Consider the following 21,279-nt stretch of genomic DNA (forward strand, 5'->3'; position numbering starts at 1 on the left):
GACCGCTCTCACCCACCCTGGACCACCACCCGCCGCGTCGCCGCCGACTGCACCAGCCGCCCCGCGCCCAGCAGCACCACTGCCCACGCCCCCTGGAACACATACGTGCCCAGCGGATCCGCGTGCCCCAGCAGGATCTGCGCCGGCGCCTGCAGCAGCGAGGACCACGGCAGCATCCGTACGACCTCGCCGAGCGCCCCCGGGAAGATGTTCAGCGGCAGCAGCATGCCCGAGCAGAAGAAGCCGACGAGCCATGACATCTGCGTCACACCCGTGCCGTCCAGGAACCAGAACGTGCTGAGCGCCACCAGATACCGGATGCCGAACCCGACGATCATCGCCAGCAGCACGGCGACGAAGAAGGCGACCCAGGTGCCCACGTCCGTCGGCAGGTACACGGGGAAGCACAGAGCACCGAACACGAAGGGGACGAGCCCCCGGCCCAGCAACTGGAAGAACGCCCGGCCGATATCGGTGGCGAGCCACCATATCTGCAGATCAGCGGGCCGGTACAGGTCGATCGCCACGTCCCCCGTACGGATGCGTTCCATCAACTCGTTCTCCACGCCCCCGCCGCCGATCGCGAGCGTCGACAAGAACGCCTGCCCCAGCCACACGTACGTCACGACCTGCGCCTGATCCCACCCGCCCAGGTGCGGCCGCTCGTCCCACAGCGCCCGATAGGTGGAGACGAGGATCAACCCGAAGACGGTGTTGGTGAACACCCCTGCCGCAGTGGCGGCCCGATACGTCGCGTACCGTCTGAATCCCCCCGCCGCGACGGCCACGTACAACCGTCCCGCGCCCACGCCAGTCCACCTCCCGGGACCGCTCGACACCGAAGCGCAGGAGCCTAGTCCCGGAGCCCGGCGGACGGCCACGCAATTTCGTGCCCGAAGCGTGCTGGAATCCGGGAACGGAACGCCAGGTGCGAGAGTCTTCAGACTGGGGGCGCAGAAGCGTACGAGGCGTACGGGAACGTACGACGCTGAAACAGGAGTCCGTGCACGACATGAGCGACGAGCCGCAGCCGCAGCAGCCGACCGAAGGCGTGCCGCCGGAAAAGCCGCTGCCGGCTGAAGCACCCGGCGACCACGCCGCCCAGGCCGGGCCGGCCGGCAATCCGCCACGGCCCGCACAGGCGGGCACTCCGGCGCGGTCCGGCGAGACGCCGGGAGCGGCGGGTACGGCCGAGCGGGGCGCGCAGGCCCAGGGGGCTGAGCGGGCCGATCAGCGCGGTACCACCGAGCGGAGCGGTACGGCCGAGCGAGGCGAGCAGGCCCAGCGGGCCGGGCAGAGCGGTACCTCCGCGCGCGGTGGTCGGACCGGGGAGGCCGGACTCGGCCGAACGGGTGACCGTCAGGCGTCCGAGGACCGCTCGACTCCTGCGGGCTCGTCCCCTTCGCCGGACCGCCCGGCCGTGGACCGGACGGCTTCCATGGCCCGCGCGCGCCAGGCTGCCCGAGGCGGGCGTACGGAGCAGGAGGGGCCCATGACGTCCAGCGGGAACACGGATTCCGGCGGGCCTTCGACGTCCGGCGGCGGTTCGGGCTCCGGCGGGGGCTCGGCCCCGCGCCCAGGCTCGGCATCCGGTGAGGTCCCGGGCTCCGACGGGAGCCCGGCGGCTCGCCGGGGTTCCGTGTCCGGCGTGGTGTCGCGTGGTGCCGCTGGTGAGGTCTCGGGGGCTCGGGAGGGTCTGGGCTCCGGCGGGGGCTCGGCGGGCCGGGGTGCGTCGGCATCGGGAAGTGGCTCGGCGGACCGGAGCCCGGCGGCTCACGGTGGGTCGGCGGCTCGCGGGGGTTCCGTGTCCGGCGTGGTGTCGCGTGGTGCCGCTGGTGAGGTCTCGGGGGCTCGGGAGGGTCTGGGCTCCGGGGGCCCGGCGGGCCAGGGTGCGTCGACGTCCGGCAGTGGCTCGGCGGACCGCGGGGACTCCCCGTCCGGGGCGCCGTCCGATCGTGCTGCTGCTGACCGCTCGGGAGCCCAGGAGGGCTCCGGTACTGCCTCGGGCTCCCGCGAGTCGACCGCGTCCCAGGGCCCCGGCCGGTCCCGTACCGACTCCGGGAAGCCGCAGGTTCCGGCCGCCCGAGGTGGCTCCGAGCAGGCGCAGTCGGCCGAGAGCACGCAGGTCCTCCGGCGTGTCACGGCGCCCCGGGCCGCCGAGGAGGACCGGGGCGGCAAGGCGGCTCAGGGCTCCGGCGCCGCGCCCGAGACCACCCAGGTTCTCCGGCGGGTCAACGCACCCCGAGCTGCCGAGCCGGGTGGCCCCACCAGGACGGCGGCCGCCTCTCCGGCCGGCGAGCCGAACACCACCGGCCGTACACCCCGGGCGACCGGACCGGACGCCGCCGGGCGCACCCCTCGTACGACCGGCCCCGACACCACCCCCCGCACCACCCGCCCGGGCACCGGTGCGAGCCGCGCCGCCAAGGCGGCCGGAGCGGCCGGAGCGGTCGGCGCAGCCGCCGGTGCCGCCGGCGCGGTCGGCCAGGCTTCCCAGGCCGGCGCCGCGGGCGCCGCCGGCCTGGCCGGCTCGGCCGGAGCGGCCACCCGCCGCCCTCGAACCGGCCCCGGCACCAGCACCACCGGCACCGCCTCCGAGGAAGCCACCGCCCTCCTCGCCGCCACCCCCGGCGACGGCCGCCCCACGGGAGGCCCGGGAGCCCCCGGAGGCCCCGGCGACAACGGCACGGCGAAGGGGAAGAAGAAGCGGCCCAAGCGGACCGGGTGGCGGCGGATCATCCCCACCTGGCGCATGGTGCTCGGCACCTTCGTGATCGGGGTGCTCCTGCTGATCGGGCTGTTCTTCCTCGGCTACTCCCTCGTGAAGATCCCGCCCGCCAACGCGCTCGCCACCAAGCAGGCCAACATCTACCTCTACGCCGACGGCTCCCAGATCGCCCGCGACACGCGCGACAGCCAGGTCAACCGGGAGAGCGTCAGCCTCGCCCAGGTCTCCAAGGACGCCCAGCACGCCGTACTGGCCGCCGAGGACCGCGACTTCTACAGCGAGTCCGCCGTCGACCCCAAGGCGATGCTGCGCGCCGCCTGGAACACCGCGACCGGCAAGGGCACCCAGTCCGGCTCGACGATCACCCAGCAGTACGTGAAGAACTACTACCTGGGCCAGGAGCAGACGCTCACCCGCAAGGCCAAGGAGTTCTTCATCGCGATCAAGCTGGACCGCACCCAGTCCAAGGACGAGATCCTCGAGGGCTACCTCAACACCAGCTTCTTCGGCCGCAACGCCTACGGCATCCAGGCCGCCGCCCAGGCCTACTACGGCGTGGACGCCCGGGACCTGGACCCGGCCCGCGCCGCCTACCTCGCCGCGCTCGTCAACGCGCCCAGCGAGTACGACGTCGTCGCCCACCCGGAGAACAAGGCCGCGGCCGTCGCCCGCTGGAACTACGTCCTGGACGGCATGGTCAAGAAGGGCTGGCTCAGCGAGTCCACGCGGGCCGGCATGAAGTTCCCGATGCCGAAGGAGCAGACGCTCTCCACCGGCATGTCCGGCCAGCGCGGCTACCTCGTCGACGCGGTCAAGCATTACCTGACCACCCACAACATCCTCACCGACGACCAGCTCGCGGCCGGCGGCTACCGCATCACCACCACCATCCAGAAGGATAAGCAGAACGCCTTCGTCAAGGCCGTCGACGACCAGCTGATCTCCAAGCTGGACAAGAAGAACAACAAGGTCGACAACTACGTCCGCGCCGGCGGCGCCTCCGTCGACCCGAAGACCGGCAAGGTCGTCGCCATGTACGGCGGCATCGACTACGTGAAGCAGTACACCAACGGCGCCACCCGCGGTGACTTCCAGGTCGGCTCCACCTTCAAGCCCTTCGTGTTCACCTCGGCGGTGCAGAACGGCTCGACCACCCAGGACGGCCGCACCATCACCCCGAACACCATGTACGACGGCACCAACGAGCGCCCCGTACAGGGCTGGAACGGCGGCGCCTACGCCCCGCAGAACGAGGACCAGAAGTCGTACGGCCAGATCACCGTCACCAAGGCCACCGACCTGTCCGTGAACGCCGTCTACGCGCAGATGGCCGTCGACGTCGGCCCGTCCAAGGTCAAGCAGACCGCGATCGACCTGGGCGTCCCCTCCGACACCCCGGACCTGCAGCCGTACCCCTCGATCGCCCTCGGCACCGCCACCGCCAGCGTCCTGGACATGGCGGAGTCCTACGCCACCCTCGCCAACCACGGCCGGCACGGCACGTACACGATGGTCGAGAAGATCACCAAGGACGGCACGGACGAGGTCAAGCTGCCCCAGCAGCCGGTCAAGCAGGCCGTCAGCCGCGAGGCCGCCGACACCACCACCTCGATCCTGCAGAGCGTGGTCGACAACGGCACCGCCACCGCCGCCCAGGCCGCGGGCCGCCCGGCGGCCGGCAAGACCGGTACCGCCGAGAACGACACCGCCGCCTGGTTCGCCGGTTACACCCCCGACCTGGCCACGGTGGTCTCGGTCATGGGCCAGGACCCGGTGACGGCCAAGCACATGCCGCTGTACGGCGCTCTCGGCCAGCCGCGCATCAACGGTGGCGGCGCGCCGACCCAGATCTGGGCCCAGTACACGGGGGCCGCGCTGAAGAACAAGCCGGCCTCCGACTTCGACCTCCAGCTGGAGCAGGGCGCCGACCAGCCGCAGCCGCCCAGCACCACCGGCTCGACCCCGCCGGGCACGACCACCAGCCCGACCACCGGCGGCACCGGCACTCCCACCACCGGCGGTCCGACCACCAGCCCGACCACCGGCGGCACCGGCACCCCCACGACCGGCGGCACCGGCACCACCGGCGGCACCGGCACCACCGGCGGCACCACGACCGGCACCACCACCGGCGGCGGCACCACGGGCGGCGGCACGACCACCGGCGGCGGCACGACGGGCGGCGGCACGACCGACGCGGGAGCCAACGGGGGCGGCACGACCACAGGCGGCGGAACCGACGGCGGCCCCGGTACGACAGGCACCGCCGCCGGTGCCGGAGGCGGCGACCCAGCGGTCTGACGCCTCAGTGACCGCTGGTCGCCTTCAGCCCCACCACGGCGACCAGCAGCAGACACACGAAGAAGATCCGGGCGGCGGTGACCGGCTCACCGAGCACCACCATGCCGAGCACCGCCGCACCGGCCGCCCCGATGCCCACCCACACGCCGTACGCGGTACCGATGGGCAGGGACTTCGCGGCATACGACAGCAGCAGCATGCTGGCGACGATCCCGGCCCCGGTGAACACACTGGGCACCAGCCGGGTGAAGCCCTCGCTGTACTTCATCCCGATCGACCAGCCCACCTCCAGCAGACCGGCGACGACAAGCAGAACCCAGGCCATGACAGGCACCTCCGGAAGGAATCTCTGAACGGGGGTGCGTCGTCTTTGCCTGGAGGTCGGGAGTCCCGGTACGGCGCGTCTCGTCGGGCCGGCCCTTCCGAACATAGCAAAGAAACGACAAAGGGGCCGGTGACCACGGTCACCAGCCCCTTCACCGCAACGGACTCGGACTCGGACTCGGACCCGAACTCGGACGAGTCAGAGATGACTCACAGATAGAGCCCGGTGGAGTCCTCCGACCCCTCGAAACGGTCCGCGGCCACGGCGTGCAGATCCCGCTCACGCATGAGCACGTACGCCACACCCCGCACCTCGACCTCGGCCCGGTCCTCCGGATCGAACAGAACCCGGTCACCCGGCTCCACGGTCCGTACGTTCTGCCCGACCGCGACCACCTCGGCCCAGGCCAGCCGCCGCCCGACCGCCGCGGTGGCGGGAATCAGAATGCCGCCCCCCGACCGCCGCTCGCCCTCACCGGTCTCCTGCTTGACCAGAACCCGGTCGTGCAGCATCCGGATGGGAAGCTTGTCGTGATGGGGGGTGCTGTGCTGGTTTCTGTTGGCGCTCACGCCTCGAACCTACCTGCCTTCGCCACTCCGGTCCGCTCCCGGGTCAGCCCTTGCGCCGCCGCGCGCCCACGGTGAGCAGCCCCACCACACCGACGGCGAGCAGCGCGACGGGCACGACCCGCTGCATCCTGAGCGAACCCTCCTCGTCCACGAACTGCGCCCGCACCTCAGTCACCACCCGGTTGACCTGCACATAGGCCCGCCCGACGGTGTGATCGACATGGGCGACGACCTTGGCCTTGGCATCCCCGATGATCGTCTGCGGATGAACCCGCACCCCGATCTCGTCGAGCGTCTCGGCCAGCACTTCGCGGCGGCGCTTGATGTCCGCCTCGATCTGCGCCGGGGTTCTGGTGTCCGACGTGTCCGCCACCGTACGGCCTCCGAAGTCTGCTGATGCTGTTCCGGACAGTCTGTCAGCTTCTCCTCCCGGCGCACCGCAAGGCCCCCCGGTTACTCTGGCCCGATGAGCGAGCGACTCCAGCCGGGGGACGTGGCCCCCGCCTTCACCCTCCCCGACGCCGACGGCAACGAGGTCTCCCTGTCCGCCCACAAGGGCCGCAAGGTCATCGTCTACTTCTACCCGGCCGCCCTGACCCCCGGCTGCACCAAGCAGGCCTGCGACTTCACCGACAACCTCGACGTCCTCGCCACCGCCGGCTACGACGTCATCGGCATCTCCCCCGACCCCCCGGAGAAGCTCGCCAGGTTCCGCGAGAAGGAGTCCCTCAAGGTCACCCTGCTCGCCGACCCGGAGAAGAAGGTCACCGAGGCCTACGGCGCGTACGGCGAGAAGAAGAACTACGGCAAGACCTACATGGGCGTCATCCGCTCCACGATCGTGGTGGACGAGCAGGGCAAGGTGGAAAAGGCCCTCTACAACGTCCGCGCCACGGGCCACGTGGCCAAGATCATCAAGGATCTGGGCATCTGAGCGTCTGAGCCTGCTGGCGGCCCGCACCGGAGTGATGACCTGGTGCGGGCCGCTGCTGTGCCTCAACTGCCACGCGACGACCAGCACATGGTGCCGAGGGGGCGGGCGGCGAAAGGCGCAGGCCCGTACACTGGGCGAGGCAAAACGGCCAGCAAGCTAGTTGTCCGTTTTAGGGCGGTCGTGGCGAAATAGGCGATACGCGCGGGTTTTAGGTGCCCGTGGGAGAAATCCCGTGTGGGTTCGAGTCCCACCGACCGCACAGGTGAGGGGCCGTCCGTCAGGGCGGCCCCTCACCCGCTCTCAGCCCAACAACTCCCGAACCACCGGCACCAGCGCCCGGAACGCCTTCCCCCGGTGGCTGATCGCGTTCTTCTCCTCCGGGCTCAGCTCGGCGCACGTGCGCGTCTCGCCCTCCGGCTGGAGGATCGGGTCGTAGCCGAAGCCGTTCGTGCCGGCAGGCGCGTGGCGCAGTACGCCGCGCAGCTGCCCCTCGACCACCCGCTCGCGCCCGTCCGGCAGGGCGAGCGCCGCCGCGCAGGCGAAGTGGGCGCCCCGGTGTTCGTCCGCGATGTCGGCGAGCTGGGCCAGGAGGAGGTCGAGGTTGGCCTTGTCGTCGCCGTGGCGGCCGGACCAGCGGGCGGAGAAGATGCCGGGGGCGCCGTTCAGGACGTCGACGCAGAGGCCGGAGTCGTCGGCGACTGCCGGAAGACCCGTCGCCTGGGCCAACGCGTGGGCCTTGAGCAGGGCGTTCTCGGCGAAGGTGACGCCGGTTTCCTTGACGTCGGGGATGTCGGGGTAGGCGTCGGCGCCCACGAGCTCGTGGGGGAGTCCGGCCTCGGCGAGGATCGCCCTCAGCTCGGTGATCTTTCCGGCGTTGCGGGTGGCGAGGATCAAGCGGGTCATGCCGGCCAGTATCCCGTCTGGCCGTCGGTGTTCCTCGCGCCCGTGCCTACAGTTCCGCCTGCCCGGCGCCCTTGAGGGTGTTCAGGTCGAAGACGCCGGCCATCCTGGCGAAGCCCAGGTCGCTGGGGTGCAGATGGTCGCCGGAGTCGTAGTCGGGGCGGAGGCGGCGGGGGTCGTACGGGTCGCGGAGGGCCTTGTCGAAGTCGACCACCGCGTCGTACACCCGGCCGGCCCGGATCTCGGCGTTGACCTGCTGTCGTACCGCCTCGCGGGCCGTCGTCCAGCCGCGGTGGCCCTGGAAGGGCATCAGGGTGGCGCCGACGACCTTCAGGCCGCGGGCGTGGGCCTCGCGGACCAGGGCGCGCAGGCCGGTGAGGATCTTGTTCGGGTCGGCGAGGCGCGGGTTGCGGAGGATGTCGTTGACGCCGAGGTCGATGACGACGACCTTGACGTTCGGGTGGGAGAGGGCGTCGCGGCCGAAGCGGCCGAGGCCGCTCTGGTTCTCGGCCGGGCGGCCGAGTCCGTCGGCGAGGACCTGGTTGCCGCTGATGCCCTCGTTCACGACGCTGTAGCGGGGCGTGGGGCGTCCGGCCTCGAGGGCGGTGCGCAGGCGGCCGGCGAGGAGGTCGGGCCAGCGGTGGTTGGCGCCGATGGTGGAGGTGATGCCGTCGGTGATGGAGTCGCCGAAGACGACGACGGTGCCGTCGGCCTCGTTGCTGAGGACGTCGAGGGCGGTCAAGTAGCGCCAGTGCGGCGTCTGTTGGGTGTAGGGGGTGCCGGTGGCGTCCTCGGTGGCGTCGCCGGTGGCGACGTAGGAGATCTGCCGGGCGTGCGGGTGGTAGGTGACGGGTCCGGACGGGGTGGGGGAGTAGGTGGTGACCAGGACGTCGCTGTCGTGCGGGACGGCGAGGCGTACGGCGTCGCTGACGATCTGCTCGCCGGCGGGGATGACCACGCCGGTGGCGCCGCCGAAGGTGAGGCGGCGCATGGAGTCCGGGTCGGCGGCGGCGGTGCCGTCGCCGGCGGAGAGCGCGATCGAGGCGTGGGTGATGGTCAGCGGCTCGTGGCCGTAGAGGTTGGAGAGCGTGATGCGGGCGCTCGTGCCGCCGGTGCTGGTGTGGACGACGTTGCGGACGGAGCGGCCCGCGAGGCCGCCGGGCTCGGTGCCGGGTTCGCCGCCCACGGGGGAGGCGGACCAGGCGCCGACCCAGGTGCCGGTGGAGGCGGGGGCGACGGAGGCCCCGTGGTGGGGGCGGTCGTCGGTGAGGGCGCCGCGCGGGGTGCCGTCGTCGGCCGCCACGGTGAAGTAGATGGCGGCGGACATGGCCAGGACGAGTGCGACGAGCGCACTCATCAGCGCACGGTGCCTTGCGGGGGCTCCATGCATGGGCTGCTCCGCAGCGGGCCCCGCACCCCCGTCACGACGTCTGGTCACGCTTGTGTTGTTCTCCTCGGGGATGGGAGCCCGAGGCTCCGATCTTGGTGTGCCCATGATGCGTGATGGGCCGGCGAGGGCTGTCAGGGCCCTGCCGAAATCCCTTTTCTGACAGACGCCGGGAACTCTTGTTCCGTTCCGGGAGTCGGTCGGGAAGGGACAATTGTGTGCGGGATCACCGGATGGGATCACCGAGGGGATCACCGGATGGGATCACCGAACGGGGTCACGAGCGGGCGGAGCTGAACGGGTGGAGCCGATGGAACCGACGACCCAGACGGAAGCGGCGCCGGCCGGGGGTGTGTCGTACAAGACCATGACGGCCTTCACCCCGGCCGACGAGGAGCGCCGGCGCGGGGTGCGGCGCATGAAGCTCACGGCGACGAGCATGCTGCTGTTCGTGGCGCTGGTCTATGTCCTGGCCAGGCTCGCCTCGCACGAGGGCGCCGGGCCGTGGGCCGGCTATGTCGCGGCGGCCGCCGAGGCGGGCATGGTGGGCGCGCTCGCGGACTGGTTCGCCGTGACGGCGCTGTTCCGGCACCCGCTCGGGCTGCCGATCCCGCACACCGCGATCATCCCCACCAAGAAGGACCAGCTGGGCGTCTCCCTGGGGGAGTTCGTCGGGGAGAACTTCCTGTCCGAGGACGTCGTTCGGCAGCGGCTGCGCGCGGTCGGCATCGGCAGCCGGCTGGGGGCGTGGCTGGCCGAGCCGGAGCACGCGGACCGGGTGACGGCGGAGCTGGCGACGGCGTTGCGCGGGGCGCTGACGGTGCTGCGGGACCGGGATGTGCAGGCGGTGGTGAGCGAGGCGATCACGCGGCGGGCCAACACCAAGGAGGTGGCGCCGGGCATCGGCAAGATGCTGGAGGGGATCGTCGCCGACGGCGGGCACCGCAGGGCGGTGGACCTGGTGGTGGGCCGGGCGCACGACTGGCTGGTGCTGCACCGGGACGATGTGATGGTGGCCGTGGAGGGCGGTGCGCCGGGCTGGACGCCGCGGTTCGTGGACCGGAAGGTCGGCGAGCGGGTCTACAAGGAGCTGCTGCGGTTCGTCGTCGAGATGCGGGACATGCCGTCCCATCCGGCGCGGGGCGCGCTGGACCGTTTCCTCACCGACTTCGCCTCCGATCTGCAGTCCGACACGGACACCCGGGCGCGGGTGGAGCGGCTCAAGGGCGAGGTGCTGGGCCGGGGCGAGGTGCAGGATCTGATCGCGTCCGCCTGGACGGCCGTACGGGCCATGGTGGTGGCGGCGGCCGAGGACGAGCGGAGCGAGCTGCGGCTGCGGGTGCGCGGCGCGCTGCTGTCGCTGGGGGCGCGGATGGCGACCGAGCCGAAGGTGCAGGGGAAGGTGGACAGCTGGGTGGAGGGTGCGGCGGTGCACGTGGTGACGACGTACCGCAAGGAGATCACCTCGCTGATCACGGACACGGTGGCGAGCTGGGACGCCGAGCACACCACCCGGAAGATCGAGGCGCATATCGGCCGCGACCTGCAGTTCATCCGGATCAACGGCACGGTGGTGGGATCCCTGGCGGGCCTGCTGATCTACACGGTGACGCGGACGCTCGGCGCCTGAACCGCCCGGTGCGCGAACCGCCCGGTGCCTGAAATCGCGGGGTCCGGGCACTCGTCCTGCTGTCCCCCCGCCGCTTCGGGGGGACGTCCTTCGACGAGGAGGGAGCCCATGAGCGCGAGCGCCGAGGTACCGTCGTCGCGGACCGGCCGGACGATCACCACCGACATCCCCGCCCGGCTGGACCGTCTGCCCTGGTCCCGCTGGCACTGGACGATCGTGATCGGCCTGGGAACGGTCTGGATCCTCGACGGCCTGGAGGTCACGGTCGTCGGCAACATCGCCAGTCGGCTGGCCGAACCCGGCAGCGGGGTGTCGATCACCTCCGGCCAGATCACCGGCACCGCCGCCGCGCTGTATGTGGCCGGCGCCTGCTCGGGCGCCCTCTTCTGGGGCCGGCTGACCGACCGCTTCGGCCGCAAGAAGCTCTTCATGATCACCCTGGCGGTGTACCTGGCGGCGACGGCGCTCACCGCGGTCTCCTGGGAGGCCTGGTGGTTCTTCCTGTTCCGCTTCCTGACCGGTTTCGGCATCGGCGGTGAGTACGCGGCGATCAACTCGGCGATCGACGAGCTGATCCCGGCCGAGCACCGCGGCCGGGTCGACCTGATCATCAACGGCAGCTTCTGGCTGGGCGCGGTGGGCGGCTCGCTGCTGTCGATCGTGGCGCTCAACACGGACCTGCTGGCGAAGAACGTCGGCTGGCGGCTGACGTTCGCCCTGGGCGCCGTCCTCGCCCTGGTGATCCTGCTGGTACGGCGGCACGTCCCGGAGAGCCCGCGCTGGCTGCTGATCCACGGCAGGGAACGGGAGGCGGAGGAGATCGTCTCCGGCATCGAGCGCGAGGTGGAGCGGGAGAAGGGCGTGACGCTGCCCGAGCCGCGGGGCGAACTGGAGATCCACCAGCGCAGGAGCGTGACGTTCCTGGAGATCGCCCGCACGGTCTTCGGCCACTACCGCAGGCGTGCCGTCCTCGGCTTCTCCCTCTTCATCGGCCAGGCGTTCCTGTACAACGCGATCACTTTCGGCTTCGGCGCGATCCTGACCAAGTTCTTCAACGTGCCCGCCGACCGCACCGGCTACTACTTCGCGGTGATCGCGATCGGCAACTTCTGCGGCCCGCTGCTGCTGGGCAGGCTGTTCGACACGGTGGGCCGACGGGTGATGATCTCCTCGACCTACCTGCTGTCGGGTCTGCTGCTGTTCGGCACGGCCTGGCTGTTCGGCCGGGGTGCGCTGAGCGCGGGCACGCTGACGGCCTGCTGGTGCGCGGTCCTGTTCTTCGCCTCGGCGGGCGCCTCCAGCGCGTACCTGACGGTCTCCGAGGTCTTCCCGATGGAGACACGGGCGATGTCCATCGCGTTCTTCTACGCCCTCGGCACGGCGGCCGGCGGCATCAGCGGCCCGCTGCTGTTCGCCGACCTCACCGGCACGGGCAAGGTCGGCGACACGGTCCTGGCCTTCTCCATCGGCGCGGCCCTGATGTGCGCGGCGGGCCTGGTCGCCGCCTTCCTCGCGGTACGGGCGGAGCGCCGCTCCCTGGAGGACATCGCCCGCCCGCTGACGGCGGTGGCGAGCCGGGCCAGGGCGGCGACGCGGGGTACGCGCGGACCGGGCACGGGGCCCGCGGCACCACCGGCGGCGAGCAGGCCGTAACCCCGTCAGGGCACCCGTCGGGCCCCTGTGGTGGAGCCGGGCCGCACGACCGTCAGTACGGTCATGGTGGCCCACAGCAGGTTGAACATCCCGGTGAACAGGGCGAGCCGTGCGGTCCGTGTCCGCGTGCCCCGCCCCTCCACGCGGGTCGCCGTGCAGACGGGCTTCGGCTCGCCGACGGCCTTCCGGGAGCGCTTCTGCCGGGGTGACGACGGGGCGCGGTCGGGTCCGGGCCGTGGGGGCCGCCCAGGCCGTGCGGGCCGCTCAGGCCTTGCGGTCGGCGACGGCCCAGGAGGCGAGGGCGACCGCGCCGGCGACGCCGAGGACGGACGGCCAGGCGCCGACCTTCTTCGCGAGCGGGTGCGACCCGGCGAACGCGGCGACATAGGCGGCGGTGAGGGCACCCGCGGCCTTCCCGCCGGCCTGCGCGCGCCACTGCTGAGCGGCAGTGGCCCCGGCGACGGCCAGTACGGCCCCACCGAGCTGCCGCTTCTTGGTCCAACGGGCCACGCCGTAGCCACCGACAAGCCCGGTAGCGGCAACAACTGCACTGGGAACCCTGGCCACCACGGCCTCCTCTTTCTGCTGTTTTCTCCACCGACCCCGCTTTCACGGGATGCCTGGCCCGAGGCTAACGCGCAGCCGACCACGCTCGCCTAACCTGAGTCTCATCTTGTCAAGTTTCCGGCAGAGGGTTATATAAGAAGCCGTAGGGCATCGCATACCAGTCCCTGAGGAGAGGAGTGACCTGTGATGCTCATGCGCACGGACCCCTTCCGTGAACTCGACAGGCTCACGCAGCAGCTCTTGGGCGAGGCCAGGCGTCCGGCCGCGATGCCGATGGACGCCTACCGCGCCGGAGACGACTTCCTGGTCCACTTCGACCTGCCCGGCATCGACCCCGAGACGATCGAGCTGGACGTCGAGCGCAATGTCCTCAACGTCCGCGCCGAGCGCCGCAGCCCGGCCCCCGAGGACGCGCAGATGCTCGTCGCCGAGCGCCCCACGGGCACCTTCACCCGCCAGCTGTTCCTCGGCGACACCCTCGACACGGAGCGCATCGACGCGTCGTACGAGGCCGGTGTCCTGACCCTGCGCATCCCGGTGGCCGAACAGGCCAAGCCGCGCCGGATCCAGATCAGCGGCGGCACCGGCGACCGCAAGCAGATCAGCGGCTGACGGTCCGCCCGCCCCGCGGCCGACGGCACCACGCGTCCCGGGCCACGAGCGTGACCCGGGGCGCGCCGGCCTGTCACCGCCCACTCGGGCCGCCGGCCCCGCGACCCCCGACCTGACACCCACTCATAGCAGCGCCGTTACGGGGTAACCGACGTCCCGATGCCCCGAACTGACGAGCCGCTCACGTACCGAAGCGTCCGGAGGAGGAGCCACCACGATGACCGTGACGACCCCGCAGCCGAGAACGACGATCCCCGCGCAGCCCGACACCAGGGCCTGGGACGAACTGACGGAGGCGGTACGCGAGGCGGGTCAGTACACGACGCGGGCGGAGGCGGAACGCGTGACCCGCACCGTCCTCTCGGCTCTGGGCGGCCATGTGACGGGCGAGGAACGCGTGGCCCTGGCCCAGGCCCTCCCGCGGCAGGCGGCCCAGGTGATCGCGTCCCAGATCCCGGCGACCCGCCCCCTGACGGCAAGGGAGTTCGTCGACTCGATCGCCATGCGCATCGAGGGCGCGACCCCCGCGACGGCCCGCTGGGACGCCAGCTCGGTCCTCAGCGTGCTGGCCGACCGCATCGGAGACCCCCTGACCACCCGCATCCTCGCCCAACTCCCCGCGGGTTACGCCCTGCTCTTCGGCCGGGCCGACCTGGCCCCGACGCTGTAGCCACGCAGAAGCCCCCCGCGGAACCAGCCGTCGTCGCGGGGGGCTTGCTCGCTTGCTCTGTCGTCCTTGCTCTGTCGTCCGCAGGGACGGCGTGGCAACCTCACGCGCATACGGCCTTCGCCAGATATGCCCGTCGCGCGAGTGAGGTCACCACGCCTCCCCCCTGCCGTCGGCGGGGCGAGCCGGCCGTCCCACCGGAAGGCTGGCCGGCCGCCGCGTTCCGCCGTCAGGCGGTACCGAACCGCCTCTTAGAAGGCGCTGTTGCTGCAGCCCATCGTCGACCCGATGTGGGTGTCCTGCGCGCCCGGGTCGCCCTCGCCGTTCAGGGCGTTGCCCAGGACGCCGTTGAGGATGCCGACCTCGCCGAGGACGTCGGCGTTGAGGTCGTGCGACCTACAGTTGGAACTCTGCAGCACGCTGCTGCCCCCGCCGCCCTCGCCGCCGGCGTAGGCGGTCCCGGAGGTCAGAAGCCCGACGCTCCCCAGGGCGGCGACCAGGACGGCAGCCTTGTGAAGCTTTTGCATGTCATCTCCATAGCGCTCGGTGAACACGATCTGTTACAGATCGACTTCTTTCAGTGACGGAGATTATGTGCAAATCCTCCAAAGTCGCCAGCGACGCGCCGATCCAGGGACCTTGATCCCAACTCCCCAATATCCCCACAAGTTGCCGCAAGCACCCACTCCCACACCCCGGCCCCGCCCAAACCCCCCGCCCGGCAGGCCCTGCGGGCCACCCTTGACTCGGCTCGCGGAGGCACGACACTGGCCAAGACGCGGGCGGCCTGCGGCCACTTTCTACCTACGGCAAGCCCGCCCTCACGTACTCCTCGAAAGGCACCGACTCAGCGAGGGCGATGCGCTGGTACTCCCGATACGGCGCAGGGTCACCTTCGTACACTTCCCGGCTGATCTGTGTCCCGTCCGGCTCGTAGTGCATCAACACGATCCGCGATCGGTCGAACATCCAGAAGTCCTCAACGCCGTCGAGGGGATTGGGTCGATCGGTCACGTCGAGGATGCGGATCGCCTCGCCGGCTTCGATGTTGTGGCGGTAGTGCTCGAACTCGAAGCGAAGGTGGTCGGTGAGGGGCTGAGTGACGATGTGCACTCGCCCGACACTGCGGCCGCTGGCCGCGTACGCCTTGACCCGGTCGAACCAGGGCTGCGTCGCCTCACGCGTGACGGGCTCCCCGGCCAGGAACCGGCGGACGGCCCCTTCCTCCTGCGGCACACGGTAGACGGGCAGAGCCTCAAGACGCCACGCCTCTGCTTGCATGGCGTCGAACGTCCTCCGCCAGTCCTCACCAGCCAAGAGCACGGACAACCTTCCTCAGTGCCCATCTCCCATCGCCACGTGCGGCTTGCCCTCCGCAGCCATTTCCCCAGTCACCTCCACGAAGTTCGAAGTACGTCACGCCAGTGACTTCCGCACGGCGTCGACCAGGGCCCGTGCACGTGCGTCGCCAGGACCGCCGATGATGTGGTTAACGACGTAACCGAAGGCGATGCCGTGCTCGGGGTCGGCGAAGCCGAGTGAGCCGCCTCGACCAGTGTGGCCGAAGGCACTTGGGCCGGTCATGGGGTTGGTCTCGGTCGGCAGCATGTATCCGGCGCTGAATCGGCTCGGAATCACCATCACCCGGTCTTTCCCGCTGGCCTGCTCCGTTGTCGCCGACGTCAGGGTTTCCTGCGTGAACAGACGCACGCCGTCCACCTCCCCGATCAGCGCGGCGTACATGCGGGCCAGTGCACGAGCGGTGCCGATGCCGTTGGAGGCAGGAAGTTCTGCAGCCTGTACCTCTGGGGAGTTGAAGTCGATCTCTGCTGGGTCGGTGACGGCATACGCCCTGTTGCTGAGAGAGTCCGGGTCGCGCCAGGCCGCCACTGGCTCGCGGAGTTCCTCGGGGATCGACTCGGGAGGCAGGGTGGTGAGATCGATGTCGGGCTTCCGGAACACCATGTGGCTGACCCGGCCGCGTTCACTGGCCGGCAGGCCTATGAAGAAGTCCAACCCGAGCGGCCCAGCGATCTCGTCGCCGAAGAAACGGCCGGGGGTACGGCCGGACACCCGACGGATCACCTCGCCGACCAACCAGCCCCAAGTCCGGCCGTGATAACCGTGGGCGGCTCCCGGAGTCCACGCCGGTCGCTGAGCGGCGAGTGCGGCGGCCATCGGATGCCAGGCCAACGCATCGGTCAGCGGTACCGGGCGGTCCAGCGCCACGAGACCGGCCTGGTGGGACAGCAATAGGCGGACCGGCATCTCTGCCTTACCCCTCGCAGCGAACTCGGGCCAGTACTCGGCCACTGGAGCATCCAGGTCGAGTGCGCCGCGCTGGACCAGCAGATGTGCCGCCGCCGCAGTCGCGCCCTTCGTGGCCGAGTAGACCAGCTGAAGGGTGTCCGACGCCCACGGGCGACCGGTGCCGGGATCCGCCACCCCGCCCCACAGGTCCACCACCGGCCGACCATCCCGGTAGACGCAAACCGCCGCACCTATATCCCCGCGCTCGGCGAAATTCTCCGCGAATGCCTTGCGCACGGCTTCGAACCCGGACTCGACCTCACCGTCGATCGTCGTCATATCGCCCATCCTGGCACTGCAGTCGCAAGCTTTGATGGTCGTGCCGAGTGGCCATACGGCGACGAGTCGCCAACACGCGTTGCCATCTCGCGGCTGGCACGTCGGCCATCGATGAGCCAGCCGCAGCTGATGATGACCGGTCCTCGGTCTAGCTGATTCTTTCGCTGTGAGTGGCCATGCGAATGAAGGCCTGCCAAGCGTCATGGCGGACTCTGATGGCTGATCCGGGTTTCTTGGAGTCGCGTATGTTCATGTCCCCAGCAGCCGGCGCGCACTCCACGCACTCGGTCCCACTGCCGCCGCTGTAAGTGGACTTGAACCAGTGAAGTTCTGACGCTGTCATCAAGGCTCCTTGCTGATCCGCTCGATGAGGTCGGTTGACGACTCGAAGTCGAGCGCTTGGGCACTGAGGTACTCGAACGCCAACTTATAGCGATCCAGCTCCTGCGGCTTCTCCATGAAGAGGCCGCCGCCGATGAGGTCCACGTACACCACGTCGAGTTCTCGAGCTTGCCCGCGCAGAACGGCGAAGCTGCCTACGGCCGCTGCGTGCGCGCCTCGTGCGAACGGGAGTACCTGGATTGTGATGTGCGGCCGTTGTGATTGCCTGAGCAGGTGTTCCAGCTGCTCACGCATGACCTCTCGGCCTCCGACCAACCGACGGATGGCGGCCTCGTCGATCACGCACCAGATGTGCGGCGGCTCTTGACGGTCCAGCAACTCCTGGCGCTTCATGCGGATGTCGACCATGTGCTGGACCTCCCGCTCCGGGCACTGCACCTCCGAGGCGCGGTGCACGGCTTCGGCGTACGCCCGGGTCTGAAGTAGGCCCGGGATGTACATGCAGGCGTAGTGGTCCTCTCGTACGACCTCGTCCTCTAGGGTCAGCATGAGGTTCATGGACTCAGGGATGGGGTCGGCGAGGGAGCGCCACCAGCCCTGGATCCTGGCCGCTTTGGCTAGTTCCACAAGGGCGAGGCGTTCCTCATCCGAGGCGCCGTACTCGCGGCAAAGGGCGTCCACTGTCGGCCACTTGACCGATCCTTCCTTCGTCTCATAGCGGCTGAGAGTCGCCTTGGAAATACCGACACGTGCGCCCGCCTCCTCAAGGGTCAGGCCCTTGAGTTCTCGAAGTCGGCGCAGATCAGCGCCCAGCTGGCGACGGCGGGTCGTGGGTCCGACTGGCATGTAGTGAACCTTCCATGTCGATCCATCAGATGGTCCTGGCTTGTCCCTCGTGACAGCAAGACAGCGTGCGCTGGGGGCGCACGATCCGCAGTTACGCTCCGATCAGCACTGCATGAGAGTTTCATTTTGAGAGTTCCAGTGCAACTCTAAGTGTGCGCTTCATTGCGCATCGCAACCTACTGTCGCGTGGATGGAGTTGAGCGATGAACTGCATCGTCTGCATGTCGAGGAAGCCGTGGGACCTTCCGTTCCTGGCGGTACCCCAGGAGGTGGCGGCTCTGCGGCGCGTTCTGCGGCTCCACCTGGAAGTTTGGCGCTTGCCCGAAGTAACTGACGTGGCCCAGCTCTGCGTCAGTGAACTTGTTTCCAACGTGATCAACCACGTTGGCCTTGAGACTCCGACCACTCTTGCCGTCTCCATGAGCGGCAGCTACCTGCGTATCGAGGTTCATGACCCAGACTCCCGTGCCCTGCCGACGCTGGTCCAGGCGGGACTGGGCAGCGAATCCGGCCGTGGGGTGGTCCTCGTCGATGCCGTGGCCGACCGCTGGGGTGTCGAGCTTCGCGCCGACCGCAAGGTGACCTGGTGCGAGTTGGACACTGGCCTGCCGTCGGTCTGCGTTCACACGGTGCGCCCCCTGACCACTGGAGTCGATGAACTGCTCAACGGCTACAGAGCGAAGAAAGTACCGAATGTGATTGGCGCGGGATCTGATCCGTTGACCTTGGCCGCGGCGGAGGAAGCGGCGATCGACATCATCGCCGACCTCCTCCGCTGGATGCAGGCGCACGGCCGCAACGCGGACGACGTGCTCGACCGGGCTCAAACGCACTTCGAGGCCGAAGCCGAGAGGTTCAATCGTTAGTGATCGCAGCAGAGTTCGACCACGCCTTACGCGACCTTGACGACCGACTACAAGACCGGTCGGTGATGGTCAATGGGCTGAGTCGTTGAACCTGCTGACTAAAGCAGGAAGTTCGAGCAGGCTCTCCACCTGGAAGGTGGGCAGTTCTCTAGCCACAGGGTAGTTCCACTTACTCGTGGCCCAGGGCCCGCGATGCACGAGCGCGGTGTGCATGCCGGCCCGGTGGGCCGGGCGGATGTCGTTGTCGCAGTCTCCGGCTGCGCTGCAGCGGCCCGCTTCTGCCGCTCCCCGTAGAGATCAACCCGGGTCGGAACTCCTGCAAGACTTCCCCATAGCCCGCCCCTGCGCTACGAGGGCACCGAACATCGCATGAAAAGTATGCCGCGGCACCTCCAACCAGTCAGCCGCGACTGCGGGAATCATGCCCGCAGCTCAGACAGCCCGCGAGCCAGCGCCGTGCACTCTTTCGTTCCGACCGCCAACTGAGGAAGCGTCATTAGCTATCGGAGACCAACAGTCCCCGCCGGCTCACTCGCTAGTAACCGCCTCAATTGCCTTAACCACCAGATTCTTACGCGAGAGAAGGAAAGCCGCATAGTTATCATGCCAAAGAGCGGAGTGCCGATCCGCCGGCAGAAGATGCGACTGCAGGATTCCAAGCACCTCTTCTTCCCCTAGGCCATCTTCCATGGTGGCAAGATATTCAGATGGGGCGCGCTTTCCAATGCTTTGATTAGTTCTCTTGTCAATCAGTGCCCGATTAAGGATCAATTCGGGATTGCCGGGATCTGCCCTATCTTCCAAATACTTCTTGGGGAAGATGTGATGCGCGTCCACTCGGTCTTCTAGGAGTTTCCCGGGCGTCAAGTTCGAGCCGGAGTGGAAGTCTCGCGCTCCGCCGCTTAGCGTCAGTGCCATAACCCCCTTGTACAAGGCCTGCAAGTTGGTTCGCGCCGTATCCAGCACTTCACCGGCGAAGGTGAAACCGTCGACAGCCTCCGGCATCGTCTCGCCGCCGTTTAGCCAAGAAGTGAGATCTGCAAAGTCTTTCCCTGCCTGACTATTACCTCCCTGATCATAATTTCGCGAGAATACAGAGCACCAGAAGAAACGCCGAATCTTTCGTAGCGCTGCGCCACTCTCTGTAGATCTCTTAGACTCAACTTCATGCCATACGGCCGCCAAGGGGACGAGGATCATGGAATATGGCAGCCATTTCGGGGCTAGCACTCCGCACTCATCGCGAAGAAAAGTCAGAGCGCGCGCCGCCCCTTGAGCCACCTGATCCCAATATTTTTCAAATTCTGTTGGTGTTAGCTCCAAGACGTCGCTGCGCTGGGCTGATGCTTTGGTCCCCTGTGACTTACCAGCCGTCGCTCGAAGTGAGACTGCCTGAAGCAAGTAGTAGGCATCGACTTCGAACGAGGCCAGAATGGGGTGCTTTCGCTGCGCCTCTTCCCAGTTCCTTCGCAAGTCAACACCTGCGGGCCAAAATCGTGCGGCTAGAAGCTCAAATACGCTCAGCTTAACGCCAGTTCGATTTATAGTTTCGAAGATGCGGCAGACTGCATCAAGTGGAGTGGCCTCCGGCAGCTCCACAACAGGAAATCGATAATTCCCGATTGGGCGCAGGTACCTGCGCGCCAGTTGGCGAACTTCGGCTCGGCGAGCTTTCCAATCCTCGCCCTCTATTGCTTCCTCCATATTATCGAGCCATTCCTCAATGAGTTCCGACCCGATTAGGGAAAGTGGAAATAGTGACTGTCTAATCTCCTCTATCGCGTTAGCTGGTGGACGCTTGCGCAATGACCTGGCGTTGACCTCTCGGTACACGATCACATCATCCAGGCGGCTTGCGTCGAGAAGGCCGGACGCATTCGTATCAAGTGAAGCAAGCAGCTCAAGGTCAACGAAAAACTTTTGCTGCCCCATACCGGTCAGCGCTTGGAATATTGATGTGAGTCGCTGCTGTCCATCCAGCACCAGTGTGGCCGAGTCCCTAAGCTGGACATCGAACCCCTCGAACGGGCGCCGTTTAATTTGTGGCCTCTTTTGTTCCCAAAAGAGGAGGGTTCCAGCCGGGTATCGGGCGATAATGGAGACCAATAGCTTTTGAGTGTCCGCCGGATCCCAAACATAACTTCTCTGAAAGTCTGGTATAGCCAGTCGACCTCGCGTCATATCGTCCATCAGTTCTTTGATGGATGGTGTATCGGGAGTCGACATTTGCTTAGACGGGTGCTCTTCCTGCCAAACCATAAGCCCCCCTCAGGTCGGGGTCGCAGCCTGCGACGGTCAAATTATACTGATAGTGCGTCAATTCTGCATGCACCACACGGCCTCAGACTTTCTCCGAGAGGCTG

General features: G+C 68.6%; 20 protein-coding genes, 1 tRNA gene and 1 pseudogene. 8 read left to right on the forward strand and 14 right to left on the reverse strand.

Going from position 1 to position 21,279, the window contains the following annotated elements; all coding sequences use genetic code 11:
• Nucleotides 1-8 precede the first annotated feature (8 nt).
• Nucleotides 9-809, reverse strand: coding sequence for an ABC transporter permease (locus FB563_RS19160; RefSeq protein WP_055707348.1), 801 nt, complete (start codon nucleotides 807-809; stop codon nucleotides 9-11).
• Between the two features lie 1,712 nt (nucleotides 810-2,521).
• On the opposite strand from FB563_RS19160, the gene FB563_RS19165 reads away from it, so the two are divergent.
• Nucleotides 2,522-5,029, forward strand: a complete 2,508-nt coding sequence (locus FB563_RS19165) for a transglycosylase domain-containing protein (RefSeq protein WP_244329053.1) — start codon at nucleotides 2,522-2,524, stop codon at nucleotides 5,027-5,029.
• Nucleotides 5,030-5,033: 4 nt separating this feature from the next.
• On the opposite strand, the gene FB563_RS19170 is transcribed toward FB563_RS19165, so the two are convergent.
• The 3 genes from FB563_RS19170 to FB563_RS19180 all read right to left on the reverse strand — a co-directional run bounded on the left by FB563_RS19170 (nucleotide 5,034) and on the right by FB563_RS19180 (nucleotide 6,296).
• Nucleotides 5,034-5,354 (reverse strand): DMT family transporter, encoded by a 321-nt coding sequence (locus FB563_RS19170; protein ID WP_055710093.1) that lies wholly within the window; start codon nucleotides 5,352-5,354, stop codon nucleotides 5,034-5,036.
• 209 nt (nucleotides 5,355-5,563) lie between these two features.
• Entirely contained in the window at nucleotides 5,564-5,923 is a 360-nt protein-coding gene (locus FB563_RS19175; RefSeq protein WP_031159553.1) for a GroES family chaperonin, read from the reverse strand.
• Nucleotides 5,924-5,966: 43 nt separating this feature from the next.
• Nucleotides 5,967-6,296: a DUF3618 domain-containing protein gene (locus FB563_RS19180; RefSeq protein WP_055710092.1), complete on the reverse strand. Its 330-nt coding sequence runs from the start codon at nucleotides 6,294-6,296 to the stop codon at nucleotides 5,967-5,969.
• A gap of 93 nt (nucleotides 6,297-6,389) precedes the next feature.
• On the opposite strand from FB563_RS19180, the gene bcp reads away from it, so the two are divergent.
• Both bcp and FB563_RS19190 read left to right on the forward strand, forming a co-directional pair.
• Complete coding sequence (gene bcp / locus FB563_RS19185; protein ID WP_055710091.1) at nucleotides 6,390-6,857, forward strand: thioredoxin-dependent thiol peroxidase; 468 nt, start codon at nucleotides 6,390-6,392, stop codon at nucleotides 6,855-6,857.
• A 174-nt stretch (nucleotides 6,858-7,031) separates the two neighbouring features.
• Nucleotides 7,032-7,116: transfer RNA gene (locus FB563_RS19190), tRNA-Leu, on the forward strand.
• A gap of 41 nt (nucleotides 7,117-7,157) precedes the next feature.
• Here the strand turns inward: FB563_RS19190 and rdgB are convergent.
• Both rdgB and FB563_RS19200 read right to left on the reverse strand, forming a co-directional pair.
• The gene (gene rdgB, locus FB563_RS19195; protein WP_055710090.1) at nucleotides 7,158-7,760 is read right to left on the reverse strand and encodes an RdgB/HAM1 family non-canonical purine NTP pyrophosphatase; all 603 of its coding nucleotides are present in this window, start codon (nucleotides 7,758-7,760) and stop codon (nucleotides 7,158-7,160) included.
• Nucleotides 7,761-7,806: 46 nt separating this feature from the next.
• Nucleotides 7,807-9,195 carry an SGNH/GDSL hydrolase family protein gene (locus tag FB563_RS19200; RefSeq protein WP_411573232.1) on the reverse strand — a complete coding sequence of 463 codons (1,389 nt, stop codon included), beginning with the start codon at nucleotides 9,193-9,195 and terminating at the stop codon, nucleotides 7,807-7,809.
• Between the two features lie 259 nt (nucleotides 9,196-9,454).
• Here FB563_RS19200 and FB563_RS19205 point away from each other — a divergent pair, with 259 nt between their 5' ends.
• Nucleotides 9,455-10,774, forward strand: coding sequence for a DUF445 domain-containing protein (locus tag FB563_RS19205; RefSeq protein ID WP_055710096.1), 1,320 nt, complete (start codon nucleotides 9,455-9,457; stop codon nucleotides 10,772-10,774).
• 108 nt (nucleotides 10,775-10,882) lie between these two features.
• Nucleotides 10,883-12,427: an MFS transporter gene (locus FB563_RS19210; RefSeq protein WP_055710088.1), complete on the forward strand. Its 1,545-nt coding sequence runs from the start codon at nucleotides 10,883-10,885 to the stop codon at nucleotides 12,425-12,427.
• Between the two features lie 264 nt (nucleotides 12,428-12,691).
• Here FB563_RS19210 and FB563_RS19215 read toward each other — a convergent pair whose 3' ends face one another.
• Nucleotides 12,692-12,994 carry a hypothetical protein gene (locus FB563_RS19215; RefSeq protein ID WP_055710087.1) on the reverse strand — a complete coding sequence of 101 codons (303 nt, stop codon included), beginning with the start codon at nucleotides 12,992-12,994 and terminating at the stop codon, nucleotides 12,692-12,694.
• A gap of 186 nt (nucleotides 12,995-13,180) precedes the next feature.
• Here FB563_RS19215 and FB563_RS19220 point away from each other — a divergent pair, with 186 nt between their 5' ends.
• Both FB563_RS19220 and FB563_RS19225 read left to right on the forward strand, forming a co-directional pair.
• The gene (locus FB563_RS19220) at nucleotides 13,181-13,606 is read left to right on the forward strand and encodes an Hsp20/alpha crystallin family protein (RefSeq protein ID WP_199833029.1); all 426 of its coding nucleotides are present in this window, start codon (nucleotides 13,181-13,183) and stop codon (nucleotides 13,604-13,606) included.
• Nucleotides 13,607-13,823: 217 nt separating this feature from the next.
• On the forward strand, nucleotides 13,824-14,276 hold the full coding sequence (locus FB563_RS19225; RefSeq protein ID WP_055710085.1) for a DUF2267 domain-containing protein: 453 nt from the start codon (nucleotides 13,824-13,826) through the stop codon (nucleotides 14,274-14,276).
• A 248-nt stretch (nucleotides 14,277-14,524) separates the two neighbouring features.
• Here FB563_RS19225 and FB563_RS19230 read toward each other — a convergent pair whose 3' ends face one another.
• From FB563_RS19230 to FB563_RS19255, 5 genes are all read right to left on the reverse strand, one after another.
• Complete coding sequence (locus FB563_RS19230) at nucleotides 14,525-14,800, reverse strand: hypothetical protein (protein WP_142218811.1); 276 nt, start codon at nucleotides 14,798-14,800, stop codon at nucleotides 14,525-14,527.
• A gap of 277 nt (nucleotides 14,801-15,077) precedes the next feature.
• On the reverse strand, nucleotides 15,078-15,596 hold the full coding sequence (locus FB563_RS19240; protein WP_055706856.1) for a DUF6879 family protein: 519 nt from the start codon (nucleotides 15,594-15,596) through the stop codon (nucleotides 15,078-15,080).
• A 93-nt stretch (nucleotides 15,597-15,689) separates the two neighbouring features.
• Nucleotides 15,690-16,862, reverse strand: coding sequence for a serine hydrolase domain-containing protein (locus FB563_RS19245; RefSeq protein ID WP_055706857.1), 1,173 nt, complete (start codon nucleotides 16,860-16,862; stop codon nucleotides 15,690-15,692).
• Nucleotides 16,863-17,010: 148 nt separating this feature from the next.
• On the reverse strand, nucleotides 17,011-17,205 hold the full coding sequence (locus FB563_RS19250) for a DUF397 domain-containing protein (RefSeq protein ID WP_079048824.1): 195 nt from the start codon (nucleotides 17,203-17,205) through the stop codon (nucleotides 17,011-17,013).
• Nucleotides 17,205-18,050 carry a helix-turn-helix domain-containing protein gene (locus FB563_RS19255; protein ID WP_055706858.1) on the reverse strand — a complete coding sequence of 282 codons (846 nt, stop codon included), beginning with the start codon at nucleotides 18,048-18,050 and terminating at the stop codon, nucleotides 17,205-17,207. The genes FB563_RS19250 and FB563_RS19255 overlap by 1 nt, the downstream gene beginning before the upstream one ends.
• 203 nt (nucleotides 18,051-18,253) lie before the next feature.
• On the opposite strand from FB563_RS19255, the gene FB563_RS19260 reads away from it, so the two are divergent.
• Nucleotides 18,254-18,916, forward strand: coding sequence for an ATP-binding protein (locus tag FB563_RS19260; protein WP_055706859.1), 663 nt, complete (start codon nucleotides 18,254-18,256; stop codon nucleotides 18,914-18,916).
• 69 nt (nucleotides 18,917-18,985) lie between these two features.
• Here the strand turns inward: FB563_RS19260 and FB563_RS44935 are convergent.
• A pseudogene (locus FB563_RS44935) lies at nucleotides 18,986-19,180 on the reverse strand (HAD hydrolase-like protein); the annotation flags it as partial.
• A gap of 264 nt (nucleotides 19,181-19,444) precedes the next feature.
• On the reverse strand, nucleotides 19,445-21,106 hold the full coding sequence (locus tag FB563_RS19270) for a GmrSD restriction endonuclease domain-containing protein (RefSeq protein ID WP_159045529.1): 1,662 nt from the start codon (nucleotides 21,104-21,106) through the stop codon (nucleotides 19,445-19,447).
• Between the last annotated feature and the right edge of the window lie 173 nt (nucleotides 21,107-21,279).

Origin of the sequence: Streptomyces puniciscabiei (assembly GCF_006715785.1) — a bacterium.
Classification (GTDB): Bacteria; Actinomycetota; Actinomycetes; order Streptomycetales; family Streptomycetaceae; genus Streptomyces; species Streptomyces puniciscabiei.

Coding starts and splice junctions, on each gene's coding strand:
- FB563_RS19245 (WP_055706857.1), bottom strand. CDS start 16,862: ATGACGACGATCGACGGTGAGGTCGAGTCCGGGTTCGAAGCCGTGCGC.
- FB563_RS19220 (WP_199833029.1), top strand. CDS start 13,181: ATGCTCATGCGCACGGACCCCTTCCGTGAACTCGACAGGCTCACGCAG.
- FB563_RS19170 (WP_055710093.1), bottom strand. CDS start 5,354: ATGGCCTGGGTTCTGCTTGTCGTCGCCGGTCTGCTGGAGGTGGGCTGG.
- FB563_RS19230 (WP_142218811.1), bottom strand. CDS start 14,800: ATGCAAAAGCTTCACAAGGCTGCCGTCCTGGTCGCCGCCCTGGGGAGC.
- rdgB (WP_055710090.1), bottom strand. CDS start 7,760: ATGACCCGCTTGATCCTCGCCACCCGCAACGCCGGAAAGATCACCGAG.
- FB563_RS19255 (WP_055706858.1), bottom strand. CDS start 18,050: ATGCCAGTCGGACCCACGACCCGCCGTCGCCAGCTGGGCGCTGATCTG.
- FB563_RS19210 (WP_055710088.1), top strand. CDS start 10,883: ATGAGCGCGAGCGCCGAGGTACCGTCGTCGCGGACCGGCCGGACGATC.
- FB563_RS19260 (WP_055706859.1), top strand. CDS start 18,254: ATGAACTGCATCGTCTGCATGTCGAGGAAGCCGTGGGACCTTCCGTTC.
- bcp (WP_055710091.1), top strand. CDS start 6,390: ATGAGCGAGCGACTCCAGCCGGGGGACGTGGCCCCCGCCTTCACCCTC.
- FB563_RS19205 (WP_055710096.1), top strand. CDS start 9,455: ATGGAACCGACGACCCAGACGGAAGCGGCGCCGGCCGGGGGTGTGTCG.
- FB563_RS19250 (WP_079048824.1), bottom strand. CDS start 17,205: ATGACAGCGTCAGAACTTCACTGGTTCAAGTCCACTTACAGCGGCGGC.
- FB563_RS19270 (WP_159045529.1), bottom strand. CDS start 21,106: ATGGACGATATGACGCGAGGTCGACTGGCTATACCAGACTTTCAGAGA.
- FB563_RS19225 (WP_055710085.1), top strand. CDS start 13,824: ATGACCGTGACGACCCCGCAGCCGAGAACGACGATCCCCGCGCAGCCC.